Below are 21,767 nucleotides of genomic sequence, written 5' to 3'. Positions count from 1 at the left end.
GTAATTTATCAAAATGACGTTACCATATTTGCCACAGCGCACATAAATTTCTTTTACATCAGTTTTTTTCATATCTTATATCGGCTTGACCTTAACCCTGGGTTAAGGTTTAGGCTAAGCAAAACCCCTCTCCTCTGACTTAGTATAAGGACCGAGTATGTATCGTCGCGATTTCATTAAACTGACTGCCATGTACGGCGCAATTGCGGCCCTTCCGACCTGGAGCAGGCAAGCCTTTGCGGCGAGTCGGCCTGCGCTGCCGGTGCCTGAAATTCTCCAGCCTGATGTCAGAGGAACCTATCGCCTGAATTTGCAGCAGGGGCAAAGCGCGTTTTTACCGGGCATAAATACTCACACCTGGGGCGTGAATGGCAATGTGTTGGGGCCGGTGCTGCGCCTGCGTCGCGGCAAGGCTGTTGGGGTTATCGTTAAAAATAATTTGCCTGATGCCAGCACCGTTCACTGGCACGGGCTTGAAATACCGGGCGAGGCCGACGGCGGTCCGCAAGCAATGATTGCTCCGGGTGCCAGCCGCGAGATGCATTTCACGATTGATCAGCGGGCGGCAACCTGCTGGTTCCATCCGCATCCCCATCAAACCAGCGGTTATCAGGTGGCCATGGGGTTGGCAGGAATGGTGCTAATAGAAGATGAGGAGGGCGATAAACTGCAGATCCCTTCGCGCTGGGGCGTGGACGATATCCCGCTTATTCTGCAGGACAAGCGCCTCAACGATGCGGGTCAGATTGACTATCAGCTCGACGTGATGACCGCAGCGGTTGGCTGGTTTGGCCAGCATATGTTAACCAACGGTGTGATTTATCCGCAGCACGGCGTATCTCGCGGCTGGTTGCGGCTGCGCTTGCTCAACGGCTGCAATGCCCGTTCGCTTCGCTTGGCCACCAGCGACCAACGCCCACTGTATGTGATTGCCAGCGACGGGGGTTTCCTCCCTGAGCCTGTTAACGTTAGCGAGCTTCCTATGCTGATGGGCGAACGTTTTGAAGTGATGGTCGATTGCTCCGATGGCAAAGCGTTTGACTTGGTGACACTGCCGGTACAGCAAATGGGCATGACGCTAGCGCCTTTCGACCAGCCGGTACAAGTGTTAAAAATTCAGCCGACCTCTACGCAGTCCGGTGGTGTACTGCCTGACTCTCTGATTGCGCTACCCGCGCTCCCTTCGCTTGAAGGATTGCCAACGCGCTGGCTTCAACTGATGATGGACCCGCAGCTCGACCAGCTGGGGATGCAGGCGCTGATGAACCGCTACGGCCACGGCGCGATGGCAGGCATGAGCATGGGTAACGGCAGTAATGAGGCGATGGCATCAATGCCCGGTATGTCAGGCGACAGTCACGGTAATATGTCGTCGATGGACCACGGTAACATGAAGGCCATGCCCGGCATGTCTATGCCGCAGGGAGCAGCGCATTTTGACTTTATGAACGGTAATAAAATCAACGGCAAAGCCTATGACATGAACCACCCAGCGTTTGATGTCAAACGCGGGCAGTACGAGCGTTGGACTATTTCGGGAGAGGGCGACATGATGCTGCATCCTTTCCACATTCACGGTACACAGTTCCGAATCCTTACCGAAAACGGCCAGCCGGTCGCTAAACATCGTCAGGGCTGGAAAGACACCGTGCGGGTTGAAGGCGGGCGTAGCGAAGTGTTAGTGCGGTTTGACCATCTCGCCGACAAGCAGCATGCCTACATGGCGCACTGTCATCTGTTAGAGCATGAGGACACCGGCATGATGCTTTCCTTCACTGTGGGATGAGTGGCTACCCGTCGGTTATGCGGCGTTAAGGCCTAGGTTCTACCTGTTGCGCAACGTTCTTTGATATACTCCCTGCGCGATAAAGACTGCCATCAATCATTATGCTGGCAGCACTCATTTCTTTTTTTAGGTGGTCAGGCTTTATATGAAACACACTGTAGACGTAATGATTTCCGAGCAGGAAGTAAAAACCCGTATTGCCGAGTTGGGCCGCGAAATCACTGAACACTATCGCGACAGCGGCAGTGAAATGGTTTTGGTGGGGCTGTTGCGCGGATCCTTTATGTTTATGGCCGACCTATGCCGCGCCATTGACGTTCCGCATGAAGTTGATTTCATGACCGCTTCAAGCTACGGCAACGGCATGTCCACGACGCGGGATGTGAAAATTCTCAAAGATCTCGATGAAGATATTCGCGGTAAAGACGTGCTGATCGTCGAAGATATTATCGACTCAGGCAATACGCTGAGCAAAGTGCGCGAGATTTTCCAGCTGCGTGGGCCAAAGTCACTGGCTATCTGTACGCTGCTTGATAAACCGCAGCGCCGTGAGGTTGACGTTACCGTTGAGTACGTCGGTTTTACCATTCCTGACGAGTTTGTGGTGGGTTATGGTATCGACTATGCGCAGCGCTATCGCCATCTGCCGTATGTCGGCAAAGTCACCATGCTGGAAGAATAAACGCATCACTTGCGTCACCTGCTGCGTTCCTTAAACGGGGCGTTGATAGAGTAGGGCACATACTGGAACGTTTTAACGCCTCAGACGTTGTAAAATCTGAGGCGTTATTGTTATGCGGTGAAAGCCGAAAGTTGCTGCTTATTTCGGCTGTTCAATCAGCGTTGCGACGCCACGGTGATAGCGCTGTTCGAGCATCTCACGACTGGTCGAGGTCACGTCGAGGTCGCGTAAACGTCCGTCCTGAAGACCGTAAACCCAGCCGTGCAGAGTGATATTTTGCCCGCGTTTCCACGCGCTGCGCATCACGGTTGAGTGACCTAGGTTGTACACCTGTTCCATCACGTTGAGTTCACAAAGTTTGTTCAAACGGTCGTCTGGCTCAAGTTCGCTTAGCGCGTTGCCGTGTTTGAAATAGATATCACGGATGTGCAGCAGCCAGTTGTCGATTAATCCCAATTCAGGGTTTTCAATCGCCGCCTTCACGCCGCCGCAGCCGTGGTGGCCACAGATAATGACGTGTTCGACTTCAAGCACGTCGATAGCGTATTGCACCACGGACAGGCAGTTGAGGTCGGTATGAATCACCAGGTTAGCCACGTTGCGGTGAACGAACAGTTCGCCAGGCTCGAGTCCGGTCAGACGTTCTGCGGGAACGCGACTGTCGGAACAGCCAATCCAAAGGAAGCGTGGTTTTTGAGCAAGAGAGAGGCGTTCGAAGAAGCCAGGATCTTCCTCTTCCATAATTTTTGACCAAGCGGCGTTATTGCTGATCAGTGTTTCGATATCATTCATGAAAGTTATTAGCCTGTAAGAAAGCGTCTACGTTGGGGTAATATAGGTCAACTCCAATGAATTTCACAAGAGTTCTGCTCAACCTATACCATTCTTGAAAAAACAATACATTGAAAAACAAGGTAAGACTTCACTTATGACATACGCTTTAGAACTGGAGAAGTTAACCAAAACCTACGCAGGCGGTGTACAGGCTTTACGCGGAATTGATTTGCGCGTTGAAGCCGGCGATTTCTATGCCTTGCTGGGGCCTAACGGAGCCGGAAAATCCACCACGATAGGCATTATCAGTTCGCTGGTGAACAAGTCAGCCGGTAAGGTTCGGGTATTTGGTTACGACATTGACAAGGATATTGTTAACGCCAAGCGCCAACTAGGATTGGTCCCTCAAGAATTTAACTTTAACCCGTTCGAAACCGTGATGCAGGTGGTGGTGAATCAGGCGGGTTACTACGGCGTGAAGCGTTCAGACGCCATCTCGCGCGCCGAAAAGTACCTGACTCAGCTTGACCTGTGGGGCAAGCGCAACGAGCGTTCCCGCATGCTTTCGGGCGGCATGAAGCGCCGTTTGATGATTGCCCGTGCATTGATGCATGAGCCAAAGTTGTTGATTCTGGATGAGCCAACGGCGGGCGTAGATATCGAACTGCGTCGCTCGATGTGGGGCTTTTTGAAAGAGCTCAACGTGCAGGGCACCACGATTATTTTGACCACCCACTATCTGGAAGAAGCGGAAATGCTGTGCCGCAATATCGGCATTATTCAGGACGGTCAGTTGGTGGAAAACACCTCGATGAAGTCGCTGCTTTCCAAGTTGAAATCAGAAACCTTCGTGCTGGATCTGGCGCCAAAGAGTGCAATTCCGCAGCTTGAAGGCTACCACAGCAGCCTGCTCGACACTTCAACCCTTGAAGTGGAAGTCATGCGCGAGCAGGGTCTTAATTCTCTGTTCAGCCAATTGAGCAAGCAGGGCGTACAAGTGCTGAGTATGCGTAACAAAGCCAACCGTTTAGAAGAGCTGTTTGTCACCCTGGTAAATGGCAGTGAGGGTAAAAAATAATGTCGCAACTCTATTGGGTGGCACTTAAAAGTATTTGGATGAAAGAGATTAATCGGTTTGGACGCATCTGGGTGCAAACTCTGGTTCCTCCGGTTATTACCATGTCTCTCTATTTTGTGATTTTCGGTAATTTGATTGGTTCACGCATCGGTGACATGCACGGGTTCAGCTATATGCAGTTCATCGTGCCGGGCCTTATCATGATGTCGGTTATCACCAACTCATACGCCAACGTTGCCTCATCGTTTTTTAGCGCCAAGTTCCAGCGCAACATTGAAGAGCTGCTGGTGGCGCCGGTTCCAACCCACGTAGTGATCGCCGGTTACGTTGGCGGCGGCGTGGCGCGCGGTATTTGCGTCGGTATTTTGGTGACCGTTATCTCGATGTTTTTCGTACACTTAACCATTCATTCATGGTGGGTGATTGCCCTGACACTGCTGCTGACGGCAATTTTGTTCTCGCTGGGCGGACTGCTTAACGCCGTGTTTGCCACCACCTTTGATGATATCAGCCTGATCCCGACCTTCGTGCTCACGCCGCTGACCTATCTGGGTGGGGTATTTTATTCGCTGACTCTGCTGCCGCCTTTCTGGCAGGCGGTGTCGAAGCTGAACCCGATTGTTTATATGATAAGCGGCTTCCGCTACGGCTTTCTGGGTATTTCAGACGTCCCGTTGGTGTTCACCATGGGCGTGCTGGTGGCATTTATCGTGGCCTTCTATCTGCTGGCGTGGTATCTCATCGAACGCGGTCGCGGCCTGAGAACCTAAGCATTATTGCCAATAAAAAGGGGGGAGCCTATCAGGCTCCCCCCTTTTTTATGCCGCTTTTACACGTTTAATTACCGTGTCAGGCGACCTGAACCGGCACCGCTTTTGCTGTGCGCTTTAGCTGATTGTTGCCTTCAAAATAGGCCACGTTAGGCTTGTGCTGACGCGCTTGTGCATCAGACATTTGCACGTATGAGCAAATGATCAGTAAATCGTCGACGCTGGCGCAGTGCGCCGCCGCACCGTTTACCGAGATAATGCGTGATCCACGTTCTGCAGCAATCGCGTAGGTTGAAAAACGCTTGCCGTTGGTCACGTTGTAAATATCGATAGCTTCATATTCCAGGATCCCGGAGGCATCAAGAAAATCCTGATCGATGGCGCAAGAACCTTCGTAATGTAAATCAGCATGAGTCACGTGGACCCGATGGAGTTTACCTTGCAGCATTGTGCGTACCATATTCTTTAACCTCTCCCCGCAGGGAAATATTGAATAAATTAAACCGTTAAATCCACTTCCTGATTATCGATCAACCGCGCTTTACCTAACCATGCAGCCATCAAAATCACTGCCGACGTGCTGTCGACCGATAAATCACGCAGGTTTTTAGCATCACGGATGAACAGCTCATCCGGCTGGAAACCGGCTTCGCGCAGTTGCTGTGCACAATCGGCCAGCAGTTCTTCAACGTGGCGCTCCCCCTGAGTCAGGCGAGTGGCAAGCTGATTCATGATTTTCGCCAGCTGTGGCGCAATTTTGCGCTCATCTTGGGTTAAATAACCGTTGCGAGAGCTCAGGGCCAGACCGTCTTTTGCACGCACGGTGGGCACGCCGACAATCTCCAGGTCGTATCCCATATCTTCTACCATTGCGCGAATAAGCGCCAACTGTTGATAGTCTTTCTGACCAAAACAGGCGACGTCAGGCTGCACCAGATTGAACAGCTTGCTTACAATAGTGGATACGCCGCGAAAATGCCCCGGACGGCTCGCACCCTCGAGAATAGTCGACAGACCGGGAACATCGACCTGCGTCTGCGCCGCCAGCCCCTTCGGGTAAATCTCGGCCGGGATCGGTGCAAACACCAAATCCACGCCGCGCTTGTTAAGCTTTTCACAGTCTTCCTGCAACGTACGTGGATAACGTTCCAAATCGTCCGCGCGTTCAAACTGCATTGGGTTGACGAAGATGCTGACGACCACAATATCGGCTCGTGATTTCGCTTCGTCAACCAGCGTCATGTGGCCCTGATGTAAATTTCCCATCGTCGGCACCAGCGCAATGCGTTTGTTATTCTGCTTGAAAAAACGAATTTCCCGGCGCAGCAGGGGGATAGTTTCAATGATTAACACAATTATGCCTCTCGCTAGACTGCAAGGTGTTTACTGAAAGCTGTGTTCAATGCCGGGATAAATACCCTGCGCCACTTCTTCAACGTATAAGCGCACGGCATCGCGAATATCCCCGGCTTCAGCCAGGAAGTCTTTGGCAAACTTGGGAATATGCCCACCGGTAATGCCGAAGGCATCGTGCATCACCAGAATTTGGCCGTCGGTTGCGCTACCGGCACCAATGCCGATCACCGGAATCGCCAGCGCTTGGGTCACGCGGCGCGCCAATTCAACCGGTACACACTCGAGCACCAGAAGCTGCATGCCGGCTTTTTCTAGCGCCAGCGCATCTTCCAGCAGTTTATTTGCAGCGACTTCACCGCGACCCTGAACTTTATAGCCGCCGAAGATATTAACCGACTGAGGCGTTAAGCCCAAATGACCGCATACCGGCACGGCGCGCTCGGTCAGCATGGCGACCGTTTCGCACAGCCAGCTGCCACCTTCAAGTTTGACCATATTGGCTCCGGCGCGCATCAACTGTGCGGCGCTGTCGAAGGTCTGTTCCGGCGTTGAGTAGCTCATAAACGGCAGGTCAGACAGCAGGAGGGCTTTTGGCGCACCACGGCGAACGCAGCGAGTGTGGTAAACAATGTCTTCAAGGATGACCGGCAGCGTCGAGTCTTGACCCTGAACGACCATACCCAGCGAATCACCGATAAGCATTACGGGAATACCCTGCTCGGCAAAGAGTTGGGCAAAACTGGCGTCATAGGCGGTAATGGTCGCAAATTTGTGCTTTTCCTGCTTCCACTGGCGCAATTGGCTCATGGTTGTTGCTTTCATCGTAATTTCTCAGCCTTATAAACTGTCAAATAACCTGACGGGTATTCTACTGTAAGGTCATTCAATCAAATAGCCCGTTTAAGGAAGATGCGAGTTATCGCACATCTTAAGAACTGCTTAATCAGGCTTGGGTATACTGATTTAAGGATGTCTCTGCAAGCCTTAACAAGGAGAATGAGCAAAAGATGCGGATTCTATTGATCGAAGACGACAAAATGATTGGCGACGGGATTAAGGTTGGCCTGACACGACTGGGATTCACTCTAGACTGGTTTACCGACGGCGTTACCGGTAAGAATGCGCTCGACAGTGCACCTTATGATGCGGTGGTGCTCGACCTCAGCTTGCCTGGCCTCGACGGCATGCTGTTGCTGCGCCAATGGCGTCAGGAAGGGCGTGACACCCCAGTGCTTATCCTGACTGCCAGAGACGCGCTTGAAGAGAGAGTGGGCGGTTTGCAGGCCGGTGCCGATGACTATTTGTGCAAACCTTTTGCACTGGCCGAGGTTGCAGCCAGATTAGAGGCGTTGATTCGCCGCCGTCACGGGCAGGTCACGCCCAAAATTCAGCACGGCGGCATCGAGTTTTGCCCGGCAGGGCGCAGCGTCAGTCTTCACGGCGAAGTGATAGTGCTTACCCCGCGTGAAGTGGCGGTAATGGAGCTGTTTCTGCGCAATAAAAATCGCGTGTTGCCGCGCCAGTTGATTCAGGAAAAGCTCTACAGCTGGGATGAGGAGGTCAGTAGCAATGCGGTTGAGGTTCATATCCACCATCTTCGACGCAAGCTGGGTAACGGATGCATCCGCACCGTTCACGGCGTAGGCTACGTGCTGGGTGATGAAACATGATTTTTTTTAGCAAGCTGCGCAAGCGTTTTAAGAACAAGAGCCTGCGTTTGCGGCTGATTTTACTTTTTTCTGCACTGGCAATTATTACCTGGGCAGTGGCCAGCAGCATTGCCTGGCAGCAGACCCGGCACAAGATTAATGAAGTTTTTGATACCCAGCAGATGCTGTTTGCCAAACGGCTCGCTACGGCGGGTCTTGGCGATATGCTGCTGGATGCAAAGACGCAGAATATGCCTGAAACTAAGGCCATGGTCGATAAGCATCATCGCGGTCATACTGATGATGACGCGCTGACCTTTGCTATTTTTGACCGTCAGGGGCACATGCTGCTTAACGACGGCGAGCACGGTAAAGCCATGCGTTTTAATTCCGAGGCGCACGGTTTTATCGATACTGAGCTCAAGGATGATGACAACAGCTGGCGCGTGCTATGGCTGACCTCGACCGATGGCCATTACCGCATTGCCGTTGGGCAAGAATACGATTACCGCAGTGATATGGCGTGGGACATGGTCAGCGGGCAACTGGTTCCGTGGCTGGCGTCGCTGCCGCTGCTGATGCTGGCAATGATAGTGATGCTCAGTCTGGAACTGCGTCCTCTGCGGCGCGTGGCCAAAGAGCTGCAGAGCCGCGCGGCAGATGATGCACAGCCCCTGGCTACAGAGCGAGTGCCTGGTGAAATCATGCCGTTGGTGCAGTCACTTAATGCGCTGTTTGCCCGGACTCAGGACATGCTGGTGCGCGAGCGCCGTTTCACCTCTGATGCAGCGCATGAGTTACGCAGCCCTCTGGCGGCGCTGCGGGTGCAGACCGAAGTGGTACAGCTGGCCGGCGATGACGCACGGGTAAGAGACAACGCCGTGCAGAACCTGACGACCAGCATTGACCGAGCAACGCGCTTGGTCGATCAGTTGCTAACCCTTTCACGCCTTGAGTCCTTCACTACGCTTGACGCCTCGCACGATGAGACGGGGCCGGTTGACTGGCTCGCGCTGGTTACGCAAACACTGATAGAACAAGACACCGCGGCTCATCGTAATGGTATTGAGCTGATATTAGAAAATAACGGTACACCGCCGCCTATGTGCGGGCAGGCGCTGTTGTTATCACTGATGCTGCGCAATCTGCTTGATAACGCCATTCGTTATTCGCCCGGCGGCAGCGAAATTCGCGTAACGATTAGCCGTTCAGGGCTGACTCTCGTGGACCGCGGGCCAGGCATGAATACCGAACAATTACAAAGACTTGGCGAGCGATTTTACCGCCCACCAGGTCAGGATCAGAGCGGCAGTGGATTGGGTATTTCAATCGTACTGCGCATCGCGCAACTGCACGGTATAAGCGTAAGCTATACCAATAATCCACAGTGCGGGTTAAGGGTTTCGCTGAATGTTTGCTAAAATAGACAGCATATCTCACCAAATAAATTTTATTTAACCTTCTGGTTTAAAAGAATTTATTTATTATCATGGATTGGTGCTGTTTATGGTTACACGACGTGACTTGCTTACTTATACCTCATTCTCAATGGCGCTGGCCGCATTGGGTTTTACCCCTGAAGTGTTTGCCGCTCAGCGATTAAAACTCGGGTCTGAACATCCCTTTTCTTACGATGCGCTGGTGCAGCAGGCAAAAGAAAGTGCCGCAAAACCCTATCACGCGCCCGATCAGGTGGCGGAAAGTGCGCTAGCCAATATAAATTACGACGTGTACCGAAAAATTATCTACAACCCTGATTACGCACTCTTCAATACAGGCGTTAGCCGCTTCCCCGTCACCTTTTTTAGCGTGAATAGTTTGCATCGTACGCCGGTAAAAATGTCGGTAGTTGAAAATAAACGCACACGCGAGATTATTCAAAGCATTGATTATTTTACGTTCCCCGATAATGCCCACGGCGTTTCCCCAGATTTGAAAGGCAATGTTTTTAGCGGCTTTCGTATTTTGGAAAATCAGCAGCTCCTCAAAAAAAATTCGGAGAAAGACTGGGTGTCATTTATTGGTGCCTCTTATTTTCGTGCCGTAGGCGAGCAGGGACAGTTTGGACTGTCGGCGCGCGGTATTGCGATTAACACCGTGCTGGGCGACACCCAAGAAGAGTTCCCCGAATTCACGCACTTCTGGTTCGAGACACCGCAAGAAGATAGCAATCAGCTGGTGGTCTACGCGCTACTCGACGGCCCAAGTATTTGCGGCGCCTATCGGTTTGTATTGCAACGCACCAAAGGCGTGGTGATGGACGTTGATTGTTCGCTGTTTTTACGCCGCGACGTTGGCCGATTGGGTATTGCCCCGCAGACTTCAATGTTCTGGTTTTCGAAAATGGCGAAAGGATCGGCTTCCGACTGGCGGCCAGAAGTGCATGACTCCGACGGTTTGGCAATGTGGACCGGCAAGGGAGAGCATATTTGGCGGCCGCTGAACAATCCGCTGCAGGTGATGGTCTCGGCTTTTGACGACAACAACCCACGCGGTTTTGGCCTGCTGCAAAAAGATCGCGACTTCAAGAGTTATCTAGGGTCCGTCGGCTATGAGCGACGTCCAGACCTATGGATAGAACCGAAAGGTGAGTGGGGTGAAGGCGCTGTGCAACTGGTTGAAATCCCGACCGATGACGAAATTTACGACAACATTGTCGCGATGTGGGTACCAAAGCAGGAGGCGAAAGCCGGAAGCGAGCATCAATTTAGCTATCGGCTGCACTGGTTGGCTGATGAGCCTTATCCGTCACCGTTGGCCCGCTGTGGGTCAACGCGGCTGGGTCGAGGCGGTAACCCTGGAGCTTATCCTGATCCTGACGCGCGTAAATTTATCGTCGAATACCGAGGTGAGGTTTTAGATGTACTGCCTGCCGACGCTAAGCCCGAGGCCGTTATCTGGGCATCACGCGGCACGATTGAAGGTGTTAAGGTCGAAAAGGCACCGGGTGGACAAGGCAACTGGCGCGCCGTATTTGACCTACACGTTGAGGGTAAAGAGCCGGTAGAGCTTAGGCTCTTTCTTAAAGAGGGCGATAAAACGCTGTCAGAGACTTGGATGTACCAATATCTGCCCTTCCGTTCTTCACCGAGGCCGTTGCAGGGGATTTAGCACTCGATTACCAGCGCGTAAGCCCGTTTAGCGGCACGCGCTTTAGCAGCTCCAGCAGCGTCTCGCCGTCGGGGAAGACGATATCAGGGGCGATTTCAGCCAGCGGATAAAGCATGAACTCGCGGTTCTTGATGTCGTAATGCGGCACCGTGAGGCGCTCGCTGGTAATAATTTCATTGCCATAAAGCAGCATGTCGAGGTCCAGCGTGCGTGGTCCCCAACGTTCTGCTTTGCGCACCCGGCCCTGATTCTGTTCGATCGACTGTGTCCCGTCGAGCAGCTCGTGTGCTGGCAGGTGCGTATCAAGCGCGACGACGGCATTGAGAAAGTCTGGCTGGTTCTGCGGACCAAGGGGTTTACTGCGATAGAACGAAGAGGTTTGCACCAAACGGGTACGGGGTAAATGCGCCAGAGCCTCCAGCGCACAGTTTACCTGGTCCACCGGCTTGGCAAGATTACTGCCAAGCGCAATGTAAACCCGAATCATTGACTATTGCCCGCGCGAGGGGCGCGCTTGCGAGGACGACGTGTGCGGTTGCGCCGTGGTGCTGCATCATCACCCAAGGTGCCAAGCATGTTCTTTTGCGAAGCGGGGGTCGCTTCCTGGAACTCGCTCCACCACTGCGTCAGGCTTTGCAGCTCACGATGTTGCTCAACCTCAGCGCGCAGCGCCAGCAGATCAAAGGCGGCGCGGAATTTCGGATGCTCCATCAGCTTGTGCGCACGTTTACCCTGACGACGGGAGAGGCGCAACTGTAGCGCCCAGATATCACGCACCAGCGTAGTAATACGTTTCGGGATGGCCAATGAGCGGCACTGTTCGTCCAGCACGTCGTTCATCGCCAGCGAGAACGCGTCGTAATAGGTCAAACCGCCTTCCTGTGCCAGCTTTTGAGCATGCTCAATCACCGGGTACCAGAGCATGGCGGCGAACAAAAACGCCGGATTAACCCGCATGTCATTGTGCAAACGATGGTCGGTGTTTTTCAGCACCTGATCCAGAATGCGCTCCATCGGACTGTCGCCACGCTCGGTAAACTGACGAGCAATGAGTGGAAACAGCGGTTGGAACAGTTGATATTCACGCAACAGCTGGGCCGTTCTGAAACCGTAGCCAGCCTGCAGCAGTTTAAGCGATTCTTCAAACAGACGCGCCGGGGGAATTTCATGCAGCAGCGCCGCCAGGCGTGGAATAGGCTCGGCGGTTTCTGGACTGATGGTCATCTCCAGCTTTGCGGCAAAGCGCACGGCGCGCAGCATGCGCACCGGATCTTCGCGATAACGTGTCTCAGGATCGCCAATCAGACGGATAATGCCGTCCTGCAGATCCTTCAGGCCACCGGTAAAGTCACGCAACGTGAAATCTGAAATTCCGTAGTACATGCTGTTGATGGTGAAATCACGGCGCTGAGCATCTTCCTCAATCGAACCAAAGATGTTGTCGCGCAGCAGCATGCCATTTTGCGCCTGCTGAGACAGATTTTTATCATCCGTTTCCTCAAGCTGCTCGTGGTGTCCACGGAAGGTGGCGACTTCAATAATTTCTGGACCAAACATGACGTGGGCCAGACGGAAGCGACGTCCCACTAAACGGCAGTTGCGGAACAGTTTACGCACCTGCTCCGGCGTAGCGTTGGTCGTAATATCAAAGTCCTTCGGTTTTTTATCCAGCAGCAGGTCACGAACACCGCCGCCGACCAGATAAGCTTCATAGCCGGATTTATTCAAGCGATAGAGCACCTTCAGCGCATTGTCACTGATGTCTCTGCGCGAAATATTGTGGCGCTCACGCGGAATAATCGTCATGGTATCGGACGATGCGTCGCTGTGTTTGCTCACAGATTTTTGCTGTGCTGGTTGAGTGCGCGGCGACTGGCGAGGAGCACTGCGTCTTTCACGTGGTTCAGGCGCGCGCGCCTTCACGTGTTCAACTTCAGAAGAAGTGACGGGATCGCGGTGGCCTTTATCTTCGTGAACAGGCGTCTCCTCACGAATGATTTTATCTTCACGAACTAGCACCTTACGGCAAAAATTGGCTACTCGGGTAAAAATGGTACACCTCGATAGTGACGGATAAAAATGGCGCAACTTAAAAACAGCGGCTAATCATAGCTCACACTGGCTTTGCGTGGAACTTTTTCCAACGACCAATGCGCTACGGCCCAGCGTAATAATAAAGGCAAAGTTAAATCCTGCCAGCTTTCTGGTAAAGATTGTCCTAAAAAAATCAGGGTTTGCACAATTATTGGTCGCGGATCGCCGGTGGGCAACGCAGGAGCATGGTTTTGCTTCGATAATTTGTCACCGTTGGCGTTGCAGGCCAACGGTAAGTGAACGTAACTGGGCGCGGGTAACCCCAAATGCTGATACAGCGACAGCTGACGAACCGTCGGTGCAATCAGGTCAGCGCCGCGTACGATGTGGTTCACCCCTTGAAAATGGTCGTCAATGACCACGGCCAGGTTATAGGCAAACAGCCCGTCGCGCCGACGAATAATAAAATCTTCTTCGGCAAGGCCTGCATCGGCGATAAATTCGCCCTGCAGCTCATCGTGAAAACGCGCCACTGGCAGCGTTTGGTGCAAACGTATGGACGCATTCTCGGGACCCTGTCCGGCACAGCGGCAGTGGCCGTCGTACGTGCCGCCCAGCCGTGAAATGCGCTGACGCGTGCAGGTGCAGTAATAGCTTTTACCCTGCTGGTGCAGCCAGTCCAACGTTTCGCGATAAGCTTCGTGACGTCGAGACTGCCACACCACGTCGCCGTCCCACTCCAGTCCGTATTGCTCAAGCGAAGCCAATATTCTGCCGGCACTGCCTGGCACCTCACGCGGCGGGTCGAGGTCATCAATGCGCACTAGCCACTTCCCGCCGAGTGAACGGGCGTGCAAATAGCTGCCGAGTGCGGCAATCAGAGAACCAAAGTGGAGGTCACCCGAGGGCGAGGGAGCAAAACGACCAATGTAGGGAGAGGTAGACATAGCGGGGACTTCTTTTTCAGGAGAGCGCGGTGGGCATCATAATCGTAATGCCGCACCGCGTGAGATCCCGTAACTTAGCCAGCCATCTGCTTTTCGCGGATTTCTGCCAGAGTTTTACAGTCGATGCAAAGATCAGCGGTAGGACGAGCTTCAAGACGGCGGATACCAATCTCTACGCCACAGGATTCACAGTAACCGAAATCCTCGTCTTCCACTTTTTTCAACGTTTTCTCAATTTTTTTAATCAGCTTACGTTCGCGATCGCGGTTACGCAGTTCAAGGCTGAACTCTTCTTCCTGAGTGGCACGGTCTGCCGGGTCAGGGAAGTTGGCTGCTTCTTCCTGCATGTGCGTAACGGTACGGTCAACTTCATCCCTGAGCTGATTGCGCCATGCTTCAAGAATTTTTTTGAAGTGGTCCAGCTGGGCGCCGTTCATGTACTCTTCGCCTGGCTTCTCTTGATATGGCTCCACCCCAGCGATGGCGAGAATGCTCAGGGACGAGGTTTTACGGGTTTTCCCTTCTTGCATGATGCTTCTCCTACATAACGCACTATCGATCCCCAACGTGGGGAAAAAATCAGGCCGCTATAAATACCAGAAGGCGGGGAGGTTGGCAATTATTCCTCACAGCCACTTGACAAGCATGTGATGGAAAGCGTATCCGCACCCGATGGTTTTAGCTGCTGACGACTTCAATTCAGTAAATCTACAATCATTTTTTAGAGACGAGGTGCAACGGTTTGGCGAGGTGAATTCCCTCTGCCGAAAGAGCGGCACCATAACAGACTACTTCAACTCCATTTTGCTGCACCTGCGCCAATAATTCTGCGTAGCGGGGATCAATATGGTGTGCCGGAGCCACAGTTTCAATGCCTGAATGCAATACAGCGAAAAATAATACCGTTCGCTGACCCTGTTCTGCCATCGCCTGCAACTCTCGTAAATGCTTTTGGCCGCGCAGCGTCACCGCATCTGGAAAGTATCCACAGCCGTGTTGCAACAAGGTGACAGATTTCACTTCAATATAGCAGTTGGGGCGATTATCTGCCTGTAATAGCAAGTCTATACGGCTATTTTCAGCACCGTATCGCACTTCGGCGGTCAGTTTACTGTAACCAGATAATTCGGGAATGCGATCATTTTCAATCGCCTCCCGCACCACCTGATTGGCGCGCAGTGTGTTAACGCAAATCCAGTGTCCGCTCTGCGTTTCGGATAATTCCCAACTGTGGGCGTACTTCCTTTTCAGATTATCCGAGGTTGAATACCACACGGTATCACCCGGCGTTGCACAGCCGGTCATGGCACCGGTATTGGCGCAGTGCAGCGTTAATTCACGGCCATCGGCCGTTATCACGTCGGCGAGAAAACGTTTGTAACGTTTGATAAGCGTTGCCGGTTGAAGTGGCGGGAGGAATTGCATCAAATCGGCTCTCTGATTAACAAGGTGGCGGCGGTGTGGCGAGCAATGGCCAGCTTTGCAGACATTGATAGCGCGTGCGTCCCTGATGAAAGCGGGACTCGTAGAGCGAAAAATCAGTCGCGTCGAGCTGCCACTGCGGCGTTGCCGCCGGTAAGGCTACGGGACGCGTTGCGCCGCGCAGCAAGGACACGTGCGGATGAAACGGTAACGTAGACTGATGACAGCCGTTGCGCGCCGCGTGTGAGCGCAGCAGCGAGGCCAGCTGCAGCAGTGCGAGCGGTGCGCGGCGGGTTCCTAGCCAAACGACGCCGGGCCGCGGCCAATGACCCAGGTCGTCGAGCCGCAGGCTGAAGGCGGGGGACTGAATTCGCGTGGCAATCTCGCGCAGTACGCCAGCTTTTTGGTCACTGACCTCGCCCAGAAATGCCAGCGTCAGGTGCAGGTTTGCGGCGGCAACCGGACGTCCGTCTTCCGGTTCAAAATTGTCCGCGCGCCACCGTATGACCTGCTTTTGCAGCGCCATTGGCAGAGAAAGGGCAAAGAACAGGCGGCGTGATTCAGGCATTAAATTTCCTTTAAGGTAACAACGCTGGGCGCGGCTACATACCGCCAGCGAGCCTGAATGCTACAATTCATCCCGCCCGGCGACAATTTTTTCTATTACAATGCCGAGCCTTAATCTTGAATTTATCATGGAGAGTCCGTGTCCTTACTGCCCGTGGGTGCCGTACTGAACCAAATTATTGCAGCGCTGCAACAGGCGCCGCAGGTGTTGTTGCATGCACCCACCGGCGCGGGGAAATCCACCTGGTTACCGTTGCAAATCCTCACGTCGGGCATTTTTTCCGGCAAAATTTTGCTGCTTGAACCGCGCAGGCTGGCGGCTAAGAGCGTGGCCTATCGGTTGGCTCAGCAACTGGGCGAACAGCCGGGACAAACTGTTGGCTATCGCATGCGGGCTGAGTCCAAAATCAGCGCCGAGACGCGTCTTGAGGTGGTGACCGAAGGTATTTTGACCCGTATGGTGCAGCAAGACCCGGAGCTGGCTGAGTATTCGCTGGTGATCCTCGACGAGTTTCACGAACGCAGTTTACAGGCCGATCTGGCGCTTGCGCTGCTGCTCGACGTGCAGCAGGGGCTGCGGGAAGATTTGCGTCTGCTTATTATGTCGGCCACGCTTGATAACGCTAGACTTTCACCCTTATTGCCCGATGCGCCGGTGATTATTTCACAGGGGCGCAGTTTTCCGGTCGAGCGTGATTATCTGCCGCTGGCCAGCCACGAGCGCCTGGATGAGGGCGTTGCGCGCATCGTAAGCCGATTGATGGCTGAAAATCACGGCTCGATGCTGCTGTTTTTACCCGGCGTGGCGGAGATAACGCGTACTCAAAATTTGCTTACCGGCAGGTTGGGCAACGATGTCGACCTCTGTCCGCTGTATGGCGCGCTTTCGCTCGAACAGCAGCAAAAAGCCATTCAGCCTTCGCCCGCTGGCCGCCGTAAAGTGGTGCTCGCGACTAACATTGCCGAAACCAGTCTTACCATTGAGGGCATTCGATTGGTCGTCGACAGCGGGCTGGAGCGCAGCGCGCAGTTTGATTTGCGCACCGGATTGACGCGACTGATTACGCAGCGCATCAGTCAGGCGGCGATGACCCAGCGTGCAGGGCGTGCAGGACGACTTGAAGAAGGTCAGTGCTGGCATTTGTTCAGTAAAGAACAGGCCGAGCGCGCGACGCTGCAAAGCGAAGCCGAAATATTACATAGCGATTTGAGCGGTTTATGGCTAGAGCTTTTGCAGTGGGGATGCTTTGATGCTTCGCAACTGATCTGGCTGGACGCGCCGCCCGCGGTGGCGCTTGACGCTGCCCGGCGACTGCTTACGTCACTTGGCGCCGTCGATGCTCAGGGCAAGCTGACCGCGCTGGGCCGCAATATGTCGCAGGTGGGCTGTGAACCCCGTTTGGCGGCGATGCTGGTGCAGGCCGAACGCCAGAGCAGTGACGCGCTGGCCACCGCGGCTCTACTGGTGGCCATAATGGAAGAACCCCCGCGCGGCGGACAGCCGGATATCGATTATTGGCTGAGTCGCCCACAGCCTCACTGGCAGCGCCGTGCGCGCCAATTGGTTCAACGCTTGTCGCGCAGCAGCGGTCAGGTTGACGTTTCGCTGGCACCTTGGCTGTTGGCCGAGGCGTTTAGCGACAGAATTGCCGAGCGTCGCGGTCTTGATGGCCGCTATCTTCTGGCTAACGGACTCGGCGCTTCGCTGTCGCAGGACGACGCGCTGAGCCGCGCGGCCTGGCTGGTTGCGCCACAGTTGCTGCAGGGTAACAACAGCCCTGACGCCCGTATCCTGCTGGCGATCACCTTGGATGCTACCCAGCTTGCGACGCGCCTGCCCCACGCCGTAAAAGAGCAAACAGCCGTGGAGTGGGATGAAGAAAAAGGCACGCTCCGCGCCTGGCGTCGCTGGCAGGTGGGGCGACTGGTGCTAAAAGCGCAGCCGCTGGCTAAACCCGCCGATGAGGATTTGCAGCAGGCGTTACTTGAGTGGGTCCGCGCTCAGGGACTGCAGGCTCTCAGCTGGTCGCCGCAGGCAGAGCAGCTACGAGTGCGTTTAGGCTGTGCTGAAAAATGGCTCCCTGAACGGGAATGGCCGGCGGTGGATGAACAGAGCCTGCTAGATTCGCTGGAACAATGGCTGCTGCCGTCATTAAACGGCGTTCGCAGCCTGCGGGCGTTGCAGCAGATTGACCTGAACGACGCGCTGCTGCGTCTGATGAACTGGAACCAGCGCCAGAGTCTTGACGCGAATTTACCCACACATTATACCGTTCCGACTGGCAGCCGGCTGGCAATCCGCTATCATAGCGACCAACCCCCGACGCTCTCGGTGCGTTTGCAGGAGATGTTTGGCGAGCAGCGTAGTCCGATGCTTGCCGAGGGGCGCGTGGCGGTAGTGCTGGAGTTGCTGTCACCCGCGCATCGCCCGTTGCAGATAACCAGCGATTTGGCCGCCTTCTGGCAGGGCTCCTATCGTGAGGTTCAAAAAGAGATGAAAGGCCGCTACCCTAAGCATCCGTGGCCGGACAATCCCGCCGAGGCCGTGCCGACGCGCAGGACGAAAAAATATTCGTAGTTCATTTACGCAGGAAATTTTCAGACCTTTCTTCTATACGAGGAGAAAGGCGGAGCACAGAGTAAGCGCCAGTTTCACACAGCCCTTATTTTAAAGCGTTTATTTCATATAACTGCCGTTTTTTATGATTGTAAAAGATAGCATCCGGCATTTTTTTATAAGCCGGGTCTGATGGAGATTAAGTATGTCTGGCGATGATCGCGAGCCGATTGGCCGAAAAGGCAAACCGTCACCCCCCAAGCCTAAACGCGGACGTCCTGCGCGTCGCAGTCGCGACGACGACGAAGACACGCGCTACGTCTATCAGGGCGATGATGAGCAAGAAGATGATGACGATAGTCGCAATGCAGCACCTCAGGAGTCGCGCATGACCCGTAAGACCGCCAAGTCGGGCAAGGGAGCCACCAGCAAAAAACCGCGTAAAAAACGCCGCTGGCTTGGTCTATTGATTAAGCTGTTTATCATTTTCGTCGTACTGATGGCGGCCTACGGCGTCTATCTCGACTCCGAGATCCGTGGACGCATCGACGGTAAAGTCTGGCAATTGCCTGCCGCCGTGTATGGCCGCATGGTCACGCTGGAGCCGGGTTCGCCTTATACCCAAAAAGAGATGATCAATCTGCTTGTCGGTACGCAGTATCGTCAGGTGACGCGCATTACGCGCCCGGGCGAATTCAGCGTTAAAGCCGGCAATATCGACCTGCTGCGTCGTCCTTTCGACTTCCCGGACGGCAAAGAGGGGCAGATTAATGCCCGCCTGATTTTCAAAGGCAATGAGCTTTCAGAAATCAAAAACATGGATAACAACCGTGACTTCGGGATTTTCCGCCTCGATCCGCGTTTGATAACCATGTTGCAGTCGCCTAACGGTGAACAGCGCCTGTTTGTGCCGCGCGCCGGCTTCCCGGACCTGCTGGTGCAGACGCTGATTGCTACCGAAGACCGTCATTTCTATGAGCACGACGGCATCAGTCCTTATTCAATTGGTCGTGCTTTCCTCGCCAACGTTACCGCCGGACACGCGGTGCAAGGCGGGAGTACGCTAACTCAGCAGCTGGTTAAAAACCTGTTCCTGACCAATCAGCGCACGCTGTGGCGTAAAGCGCGTGAAGCCTACATGGCGATTCTGATGGACGGCCGATACAGCAAGGACCGTATTCTCGAACTCTACCTGAACGAAGTTTATTTAGGGCAGAGTGGCTCGGATCAGATACGCGGCTTCCCGCTGGCTAGCCTTTACTACTTCGGTCGTCCGGTTGACGAGCTGAGCCTTGACCAGCAGGCGCTGTTGGTCGGCATGGTTAAAGGTGCGTCATTGTATAACCCGTGGCGTAACCCGAAGCTGGCGCTTGAACGCCGCAACCTTGTGCTGCGCCTTCTGCAGCAGCAGGGCATTATCGACCAGGAGCTGTATGACATGCTCAGTGCGCGTCCTCTGGGCGTGCAGCCTAAAGGTGGGGTGATTTCTCCGCAGCCTGCCTTTATGCAGATGGTTCGTCAGGAGCTGCAGCAAAAACTGGGTGATAAAATCACCTCGATGTCTGGCGTGAAAATTTTCACCACGCTGGACCCGATTGCTCAGGACGGCGCAGAAAAAGCAGTAGAAGAGGGAATTCCTCTGCTACGCAAGAAAAGCGGCTTCAACGATATTGAAACGGCAATGGTGATTGTTGACCGTTACACCGGTGAAGTGCGTGCCATGGTGGGCGGGGCCGAAACACAGTTTGCCGGATTTAACCGTGCGATGCAGGCTCGTCGTCAGGTCGGTTCACTGGCTAAGCCAGCGACCTACATGACCGCGCTGAGTGACCCGAATAAATACCGTTTAAACACGGTACTGTCCGACCAGCCGCTGTCTATTAAGCTGTCGAACGGACAAACCTGGTCGCCGCACAATGACGATAATCAGTTCCGCGGTCAGGTCCTGCTGGTTGATGCCCTGGCCCGTTCCATGAACGTGCCAACGGTGAATCTCGGTATGGCCGTCGGCCTTGATAACATTACCAAGACGCTGATTAATTTGGGCATTCCTAAAGAGTCGTTAAATCAAACGCCGTCTATGCTGCTGGGTGCCATCGCCCTCACGCCGATGGAAGTGGCGCAGGAGTATCAGACTATCGCCAGCGGCGGTAACAAGGCGCCGCTGTCGGCAGTGCGTTCGGTGATTGGTGAAGACGGCACGGTGCTTTATCAGAGTTATCCGCAGGCAGAGCGCGTGGTGCCGTCAGAGGCCGCTTATCTGACACTCTACGCGATGCAGCAGGTGGTTTCTGAAGGCACTTCGCGCGCGCTGGCAGTGAAATACCCTAAACTGCATCTGGCAGCTAAAACCGGGACGTCGAACGAACTGCGCGACAGCTGGTTTGCGGGTATCGACGGTAACCAAGTGGCGATCACCTGGGTAGGGCGCGATAACAACGGGCCTTCTAAACTGTGGGGTTCAACCGGTGCATTGGCGCTGTACAGCCGCTATCTGGGCAATATTACCCCGATGCCGCTCGACCTTCAGGTGCCAGATGATGTCAGCATGATGAATATTGATGACAGCGGTAACTTCATCTGTAATAACGGAGGAGGATTACTGACCGGCGGTGGCCTGCGCACTATTCCTGTGTGGACCGACGATGCCCAAAAGCTGTGCCAGGCTTCACAGGCGGCTGCCTATCAACAGCAGCAACAGCAGCAGCAACTTTTCCAGCAGCAGCATCCGCAGCAGCAGCCACAGCAACAGGGTCAGCCGCAGCAGCAGCCTCAGGACGAGAAAAAGGACAGTAACGGTGTAGCAGGATGGATAAAAGACATGTTCGGCTCCAAATAGGCCTGACACGGCTATTTTAGACCTTATCCATTGTGGCAAATGCCCAATAAACAAAGCGCGATTGATATCGCGCTTTTTTTTTATTTTTCCTCCCCTCCGCGCAGCCCTTTATTCATCAGCTTTCTACCGGTTAATTGACCATAAACAATGCATGGTTACCTAAATGTCGCTCAGTTAGTGCAAAAGGTAAATGCC

Annotated in this window: 19 protein-coding genes; 9 read left to right on the top strand and 10 right to left on the bottom strand. The window is 53.9% G+C overall.

Annotation, left to right across the window (positions count from 1 at the left end; all coding sequences use genetic code 11):
• Window positions 1-157 precede the first annotated feature (157 nt).
• Window positions 158-1,786 (top strand): multicopper oxidase CueO, encoded by a 1,629-nt coding sequence (gene cueO / locus GA565_RS21580; RefSeq protein ID WP_152200720.1) that lies wholly within the window; start codon window positions 158-160, stop codon window positions 1,784-1,786.
• Between the two features lie 145 nt (window positions 1,787-1,931).
• On the top strand, window positions 1,932-2,468 hold the full coding sequence (hpt, locus tag GA565_RS21575; protein WP_152200718.1) for a hypoxanthine phosphoribosyltransferase: 537 nt from the start codon (window positions 1,932-1,934) through the stop codon (window positions 2,466-2,468).
• A 138-nt stretch (window positions 2,469-2,606) separates the two neighbouring features.
• On the opposite strand, the gene can is transcribed toward hpt, so the two are convergent.
• Complete coding sequence (gene can, locus GA565_RS21570; protein WP_152200716.1) at window positions 2,607-3,260, bottom strand: carbonate dehydratase; 654 nt, start codon at window positions 3,258-3,260, stop codon at window positions 2,607-2,609.
• A 136-nt stretch (window positions 3,261-3,396) separates the two neighbouring features.
• Between can and GA565_RS21565 the strand changes: the two genes are divergently transcribed.
• Window positions 3,397-4,320, top strand: a complete 924-nt coding sequence (locus GA565_RS21565; protein ID WP_084983049.1) for an ABC transporter ATP-binding protein — start codon at window positions 3,397-3,399, stop codon at window positions 4,318-4,320.
• Complete coding sequence (locus GA565_RS21560; RefSeq protein ID WP_152200714.1) at window positions 4,320-5,090, top strand: ABC transporter permease; 771 nt, start codon at window positions 4,320-4,322, stop codon at window positions 5,088-5,090. Before GA565_RS21565 ends, GA565_RS21560 begins: the two co-directional genes overlap by 1 nt.
• Window positions 5,091-5,169: 79 nt before the next feature.
• Here GA565_RS21560 and panD read toward each other — a convergent pair whose 3' ends face one another.
• From panD to panB, 3 genes are read right to left on the bottom strand one after another with little or no spacing between them, the layout of a single operon-like run.
• Window positions 5,170-5,550, bottom strand: a complete 381-nt coding sequence (gene panD / locus GA565_RS21555; protein ID WP_152200713.1) for an aspartate 1-decarboxylase — start codon at window positions 5,548-5,550, stop codon at window positions 5,170-5,172.
• Window positions 5,551-5,588: 38 nt separating this feature from the next.
• A complete protein-coding gene (gene panC / locus GA565_RS21550) occupies window positions 5,589-6,443 on the bottom strand; it encodes a pantoate--beta-alanine ligase (protein ID WP_152200711.1) in 855 nt (284 codons plus the stop codon).
• Window positions 6,444-6,473: 30 nt separating this feature from the next.
• Window positions 6,474-7,268, bottom strand: coding sequence for a 3-methyl-2-oxobutanoate hydroxymethyltransferase (gene panB / locus GA565_RS21545; RefSeq protein ID WP_152200709.1), 795 nt, complete (start codon window positions 7,266-7,268; stop codon window positions 6,474-6,476).
• A 185-nt stretch (window positions 7,269-7,453) separates the two neighbouring features.
• Here panB and qseB point away from each other — a divergent pair, with 185 nt between their 5' ends.
• The 3 genes from qseB (at window position 7,454) to GA565_RS21530 (ending at window position 11,206) form a co-directional block, all read left to right on the top strand.
• On the top strand, window positions 7,454-8,116 hold the full coding sequence (gene qseB, locus GA565_RS21540) for a quorum sensing response regulator transcription factor QseB (protein WP_152200708.1): 663 nt from the start codon (window positions 7,454-7,456) through the stop codon (window positions 8,114-8,116).
• Window positions 8,113-9,516 (top strand): quorum sensing histidine kinase QseC, encoded by a 1,404-nt coding sequence (qseC, locus tag GA565_RS21535; protein ID WP_152200706.1) that lies wholly within the window; start codon window positions 8,113-8,115, stop codon window positions 9,514-9,516. Before qseB ends, qseC begins: the two co-directional genes overlap by 4 nt.
• An 85-nt stretch (window positions 9,517-9,601) precedes the next feature.
• Window positions 9,602-11,206: a glucan biosynthesis protein gene (locus tag GA565_RS21530; RefSeq protein ID WP_152200704.1), complete on the top strand. Its 1,605-nt coding sequence runs from the start codon at window positions 9,602-9,604 to the stop codon at window positions 11,204-11,206.
• A gap of 7 nt (window positions 11,207-11,213) precedes the next feature.
• Here GA565_RS21530 and folK read toward each other — a convergent pair whose 3' ends face one another.
• From folK to thpR, 6 genes are all read right to left on the bottom strand, one after another.
• Window positions 11,214-11,693, bottom strand: a complete 480-nt coding sequence (folK, locus tag GA565_RS21525; RefSeq protein WP_152200702.1) for a 2-amino-4-hydroxy-6-hydroxymethyldihydropteridine diphosphokinase — start codon at window positions 11,691-11,693, stop codon at window positions 11,214-11,216.
• Window positions 11,690-13,012, bottom strand: a complete 1,323-nt coding sequence (pcnB, locus tag GA565_RS21520) for a polynucleotide adenylyltransferase PcnB (RefSeq protein ID WP_370518116.1) — start codon at window positions 13,010-13,012, stop codon at window positions 11,690-11,692. Before pcnB ends, folK begins: the two co-directional genes overlap by 4 nt.
• 296 nt (window positions 13,013-13,308) lie before the next feature.
• A complete protein-coding gene (gene gluQRS, locus GA565_RS21515) occupies window positions 13,309-14,187 on the bottom strand; it encodes a tRNA glutamyl-Q(34) synthetase GluQRS (RefSeq protein WP_152200701.1) in 879 nt (292 codons plus the stop codon).
• A gap of 74 nt (window positions 14,188-14,261) precedes the next feature.
• Entirely contained in the window at window positions 14,262-14,717 is a 456-nt protein-coding gene (gene dksA / locus GA565_RS21510) for an RNA polymerase-binding protein DksA (protein ID WP_055775014.1), read from the bottom strand.
• Between the two features lie 184 nt (window positions 14,718-14,901).
• The gene (sfsA, locus tag GA565_RS21505; protein ID WP_152200699.1) at window positions 14,902-15,612 is read right to left on the bottom strand and encodes a DNA/RNA nuclease SfsA; all 711 of its coding nucleotides are present in this window, start codon (window positions 15,610-15,612) and stop codon (window positions 14,902-14,904) included.
• Window positions 15,613-15,628: 16 nt separating this feature from the next.
• Entirely contained in the window at window positions 15,629-16,177 is a 549-nt protein-coding gene (gene thpR / locus GA565_RS21500; protein WP_152200697.1) for an RNA 2',3'-cyclic phosphodiesterase, read from the bottom strand.
• A 138-nt stretch (window positions 16,178-16,315) separates the two neighbouring features.
• On the opposite strand from thpR, the gene hrpB reads away from it, so the two are divergent.
• Together hrpB and mrcB are read left to right on the top strand one after the other, a co-directional pair.
• The gene (gene hrpB, locus GA565_RS21495; RefSeq protein ID WP_152200696.1) at window positions 16,316-18,754 is read left to right on the top strand and encodes an ATP-dependent helicase HrpB; all 2,439 of its coding nucleotides are present in this window, start codon (window positions 16,316-16,318) and stop codon (window positions 18,752-18,754) included.
• A 184-nt stretch (window positions 18,755-18,938) separates the two neighbouring features.
• A complete protein-coding gene (mrcB, locus tag GA565_RS21490; protein ID WP_152200694.1) occupies window positions 18,939-21,572 on the top strand; it encodes a bifunctional glycosyl transferase/transpeptidase in 2,634 nt (877 codons plus the stop codon).
• The last annotated feature ends 195 nt before the right edge of the window (window positions 21,573-21,767 follow it).

Origin of the sequence: Rouxiella sp. S1S-2, from assembly GCF_009208105.1 — a bacterium.
GTDB lineage: Bacteria > Pseudomonadota > Gammaproteobacteria > Enterobacterales > Enterobacteriaceae > Rouxiella.
This window is presented reverse-complemented; position numbering and strand designations above follow the sequence as displayed.

Bases quoted from the DNA above. Each gene is read 5' to 3' on its own strand.
- GA565_RS21565 (WP_084983049.1), top strand. From the start codon at position 3,397: ATGACATACGCTTTAGAACTGGAGAAGTTAACCAAAACCTACGCAGGC.
- GA565_RS21560 (WP_152200714.1), top strand. From the start codon at position 4,320: ATGTCGCAACTCTATTGGGTGGCACTTAAAAGTATTTGGATGAAAGAG.
- thpR (WP_152200697.1), bottom strand. From the start codon at position 16,177: ATGCCTGAATCACGCCGCCTGTTCTTTGCCCTTTCTCTGCCAATGGCG.
- qseB (WP_152200708.1), top strand. From the start codon at position 7,454: ATGCGGATTCTATTGATCGAAGACGACAAAATGATTGGCGACGGGATT.
- pcnB (WP_370518116.1), bottom strand. From the start codon at position 13,012: ATGACGATTATTCCGCGTGAGCGCCACAATATTTCGCGCAGAGACATC.
- panD (WP_152200713.1), bottom strand. From the start codon at position 5,550: ATGGTACGCACAATGCTGCAAGGTAAACTCCATCGGGTCCACGTGACT.
- can (WP_152200716.1), bottom strand. From the start codon at position 3,260: ATGAATGATATCGAAACACTGATCAGCAATAACGCCGCTTGGTCAAAA.
- sfsA (WP_152200699.1), bottom strand. From the start codon at position 15,612: ATGCAATTCCTCCCGCCACTTCAACCGGCAACGCTTATCAAACGTTAC.
- GA565_RS21530 (WP_152200704.1), top strand. From the start codon at position 9,602: ATGGTTACACGACGTGACTTGCTTACTTATACCTCATTCTCAATGGCG.
- folK (WP_152200702.1), bottom strand. From the start codon at position 11,693: ATGATTCGGGTTTACATTGCGCTTGGCAGTAATCTTGCCAAGCCGGTG.
- mrcB (WP_152200694.1), top strand. From the start codon at position 18,939: ATGTCTGGCGATGATCGCGAGCCGATTGGCCGAAAAGGCAAACCGTCA.
- qseC (WP_152200706.1), top strand. From the start codon at position 8,113: ATGATTTTTTTTAGCAAGCTGCGCAAGCGTTTTAAGAACAAGAGCCTG.
- panB (WP_152200709.1), bottom strand. From the start codon at position 7,268: ATGAAAGCAACAACCATGAGCCAATTGCGCCAGTGGAAGCAGGAAAAG.
- gluQRS (WP_152200701.1), bottom strand. From the start codon at position 14,187: ATGTCTACCTCTCCCTACATTGGTCGTTTTGCTCCCTCGCCCTCGGGT.
- dksA (WP_055775014.1), bottom strand. From the start codon at position 14,717: ATGCAAGAAGGGAAAACCCGTAAAACCTCGTCCCTGAGCATTCTCGCC.
- hpt (WP_152200718.1), top strand. From the start codon at position 1,932: ATGAAACACACTGTAGACGTAATGATTTCCGAGCAGGAAGTAAAAACC.
- cueO (WP_152200720.1), top strand. From the start codon at position 158: ATGTATCGTCGCGATTTCATTAAACTGACTGCCATGTACGGCGCAATT.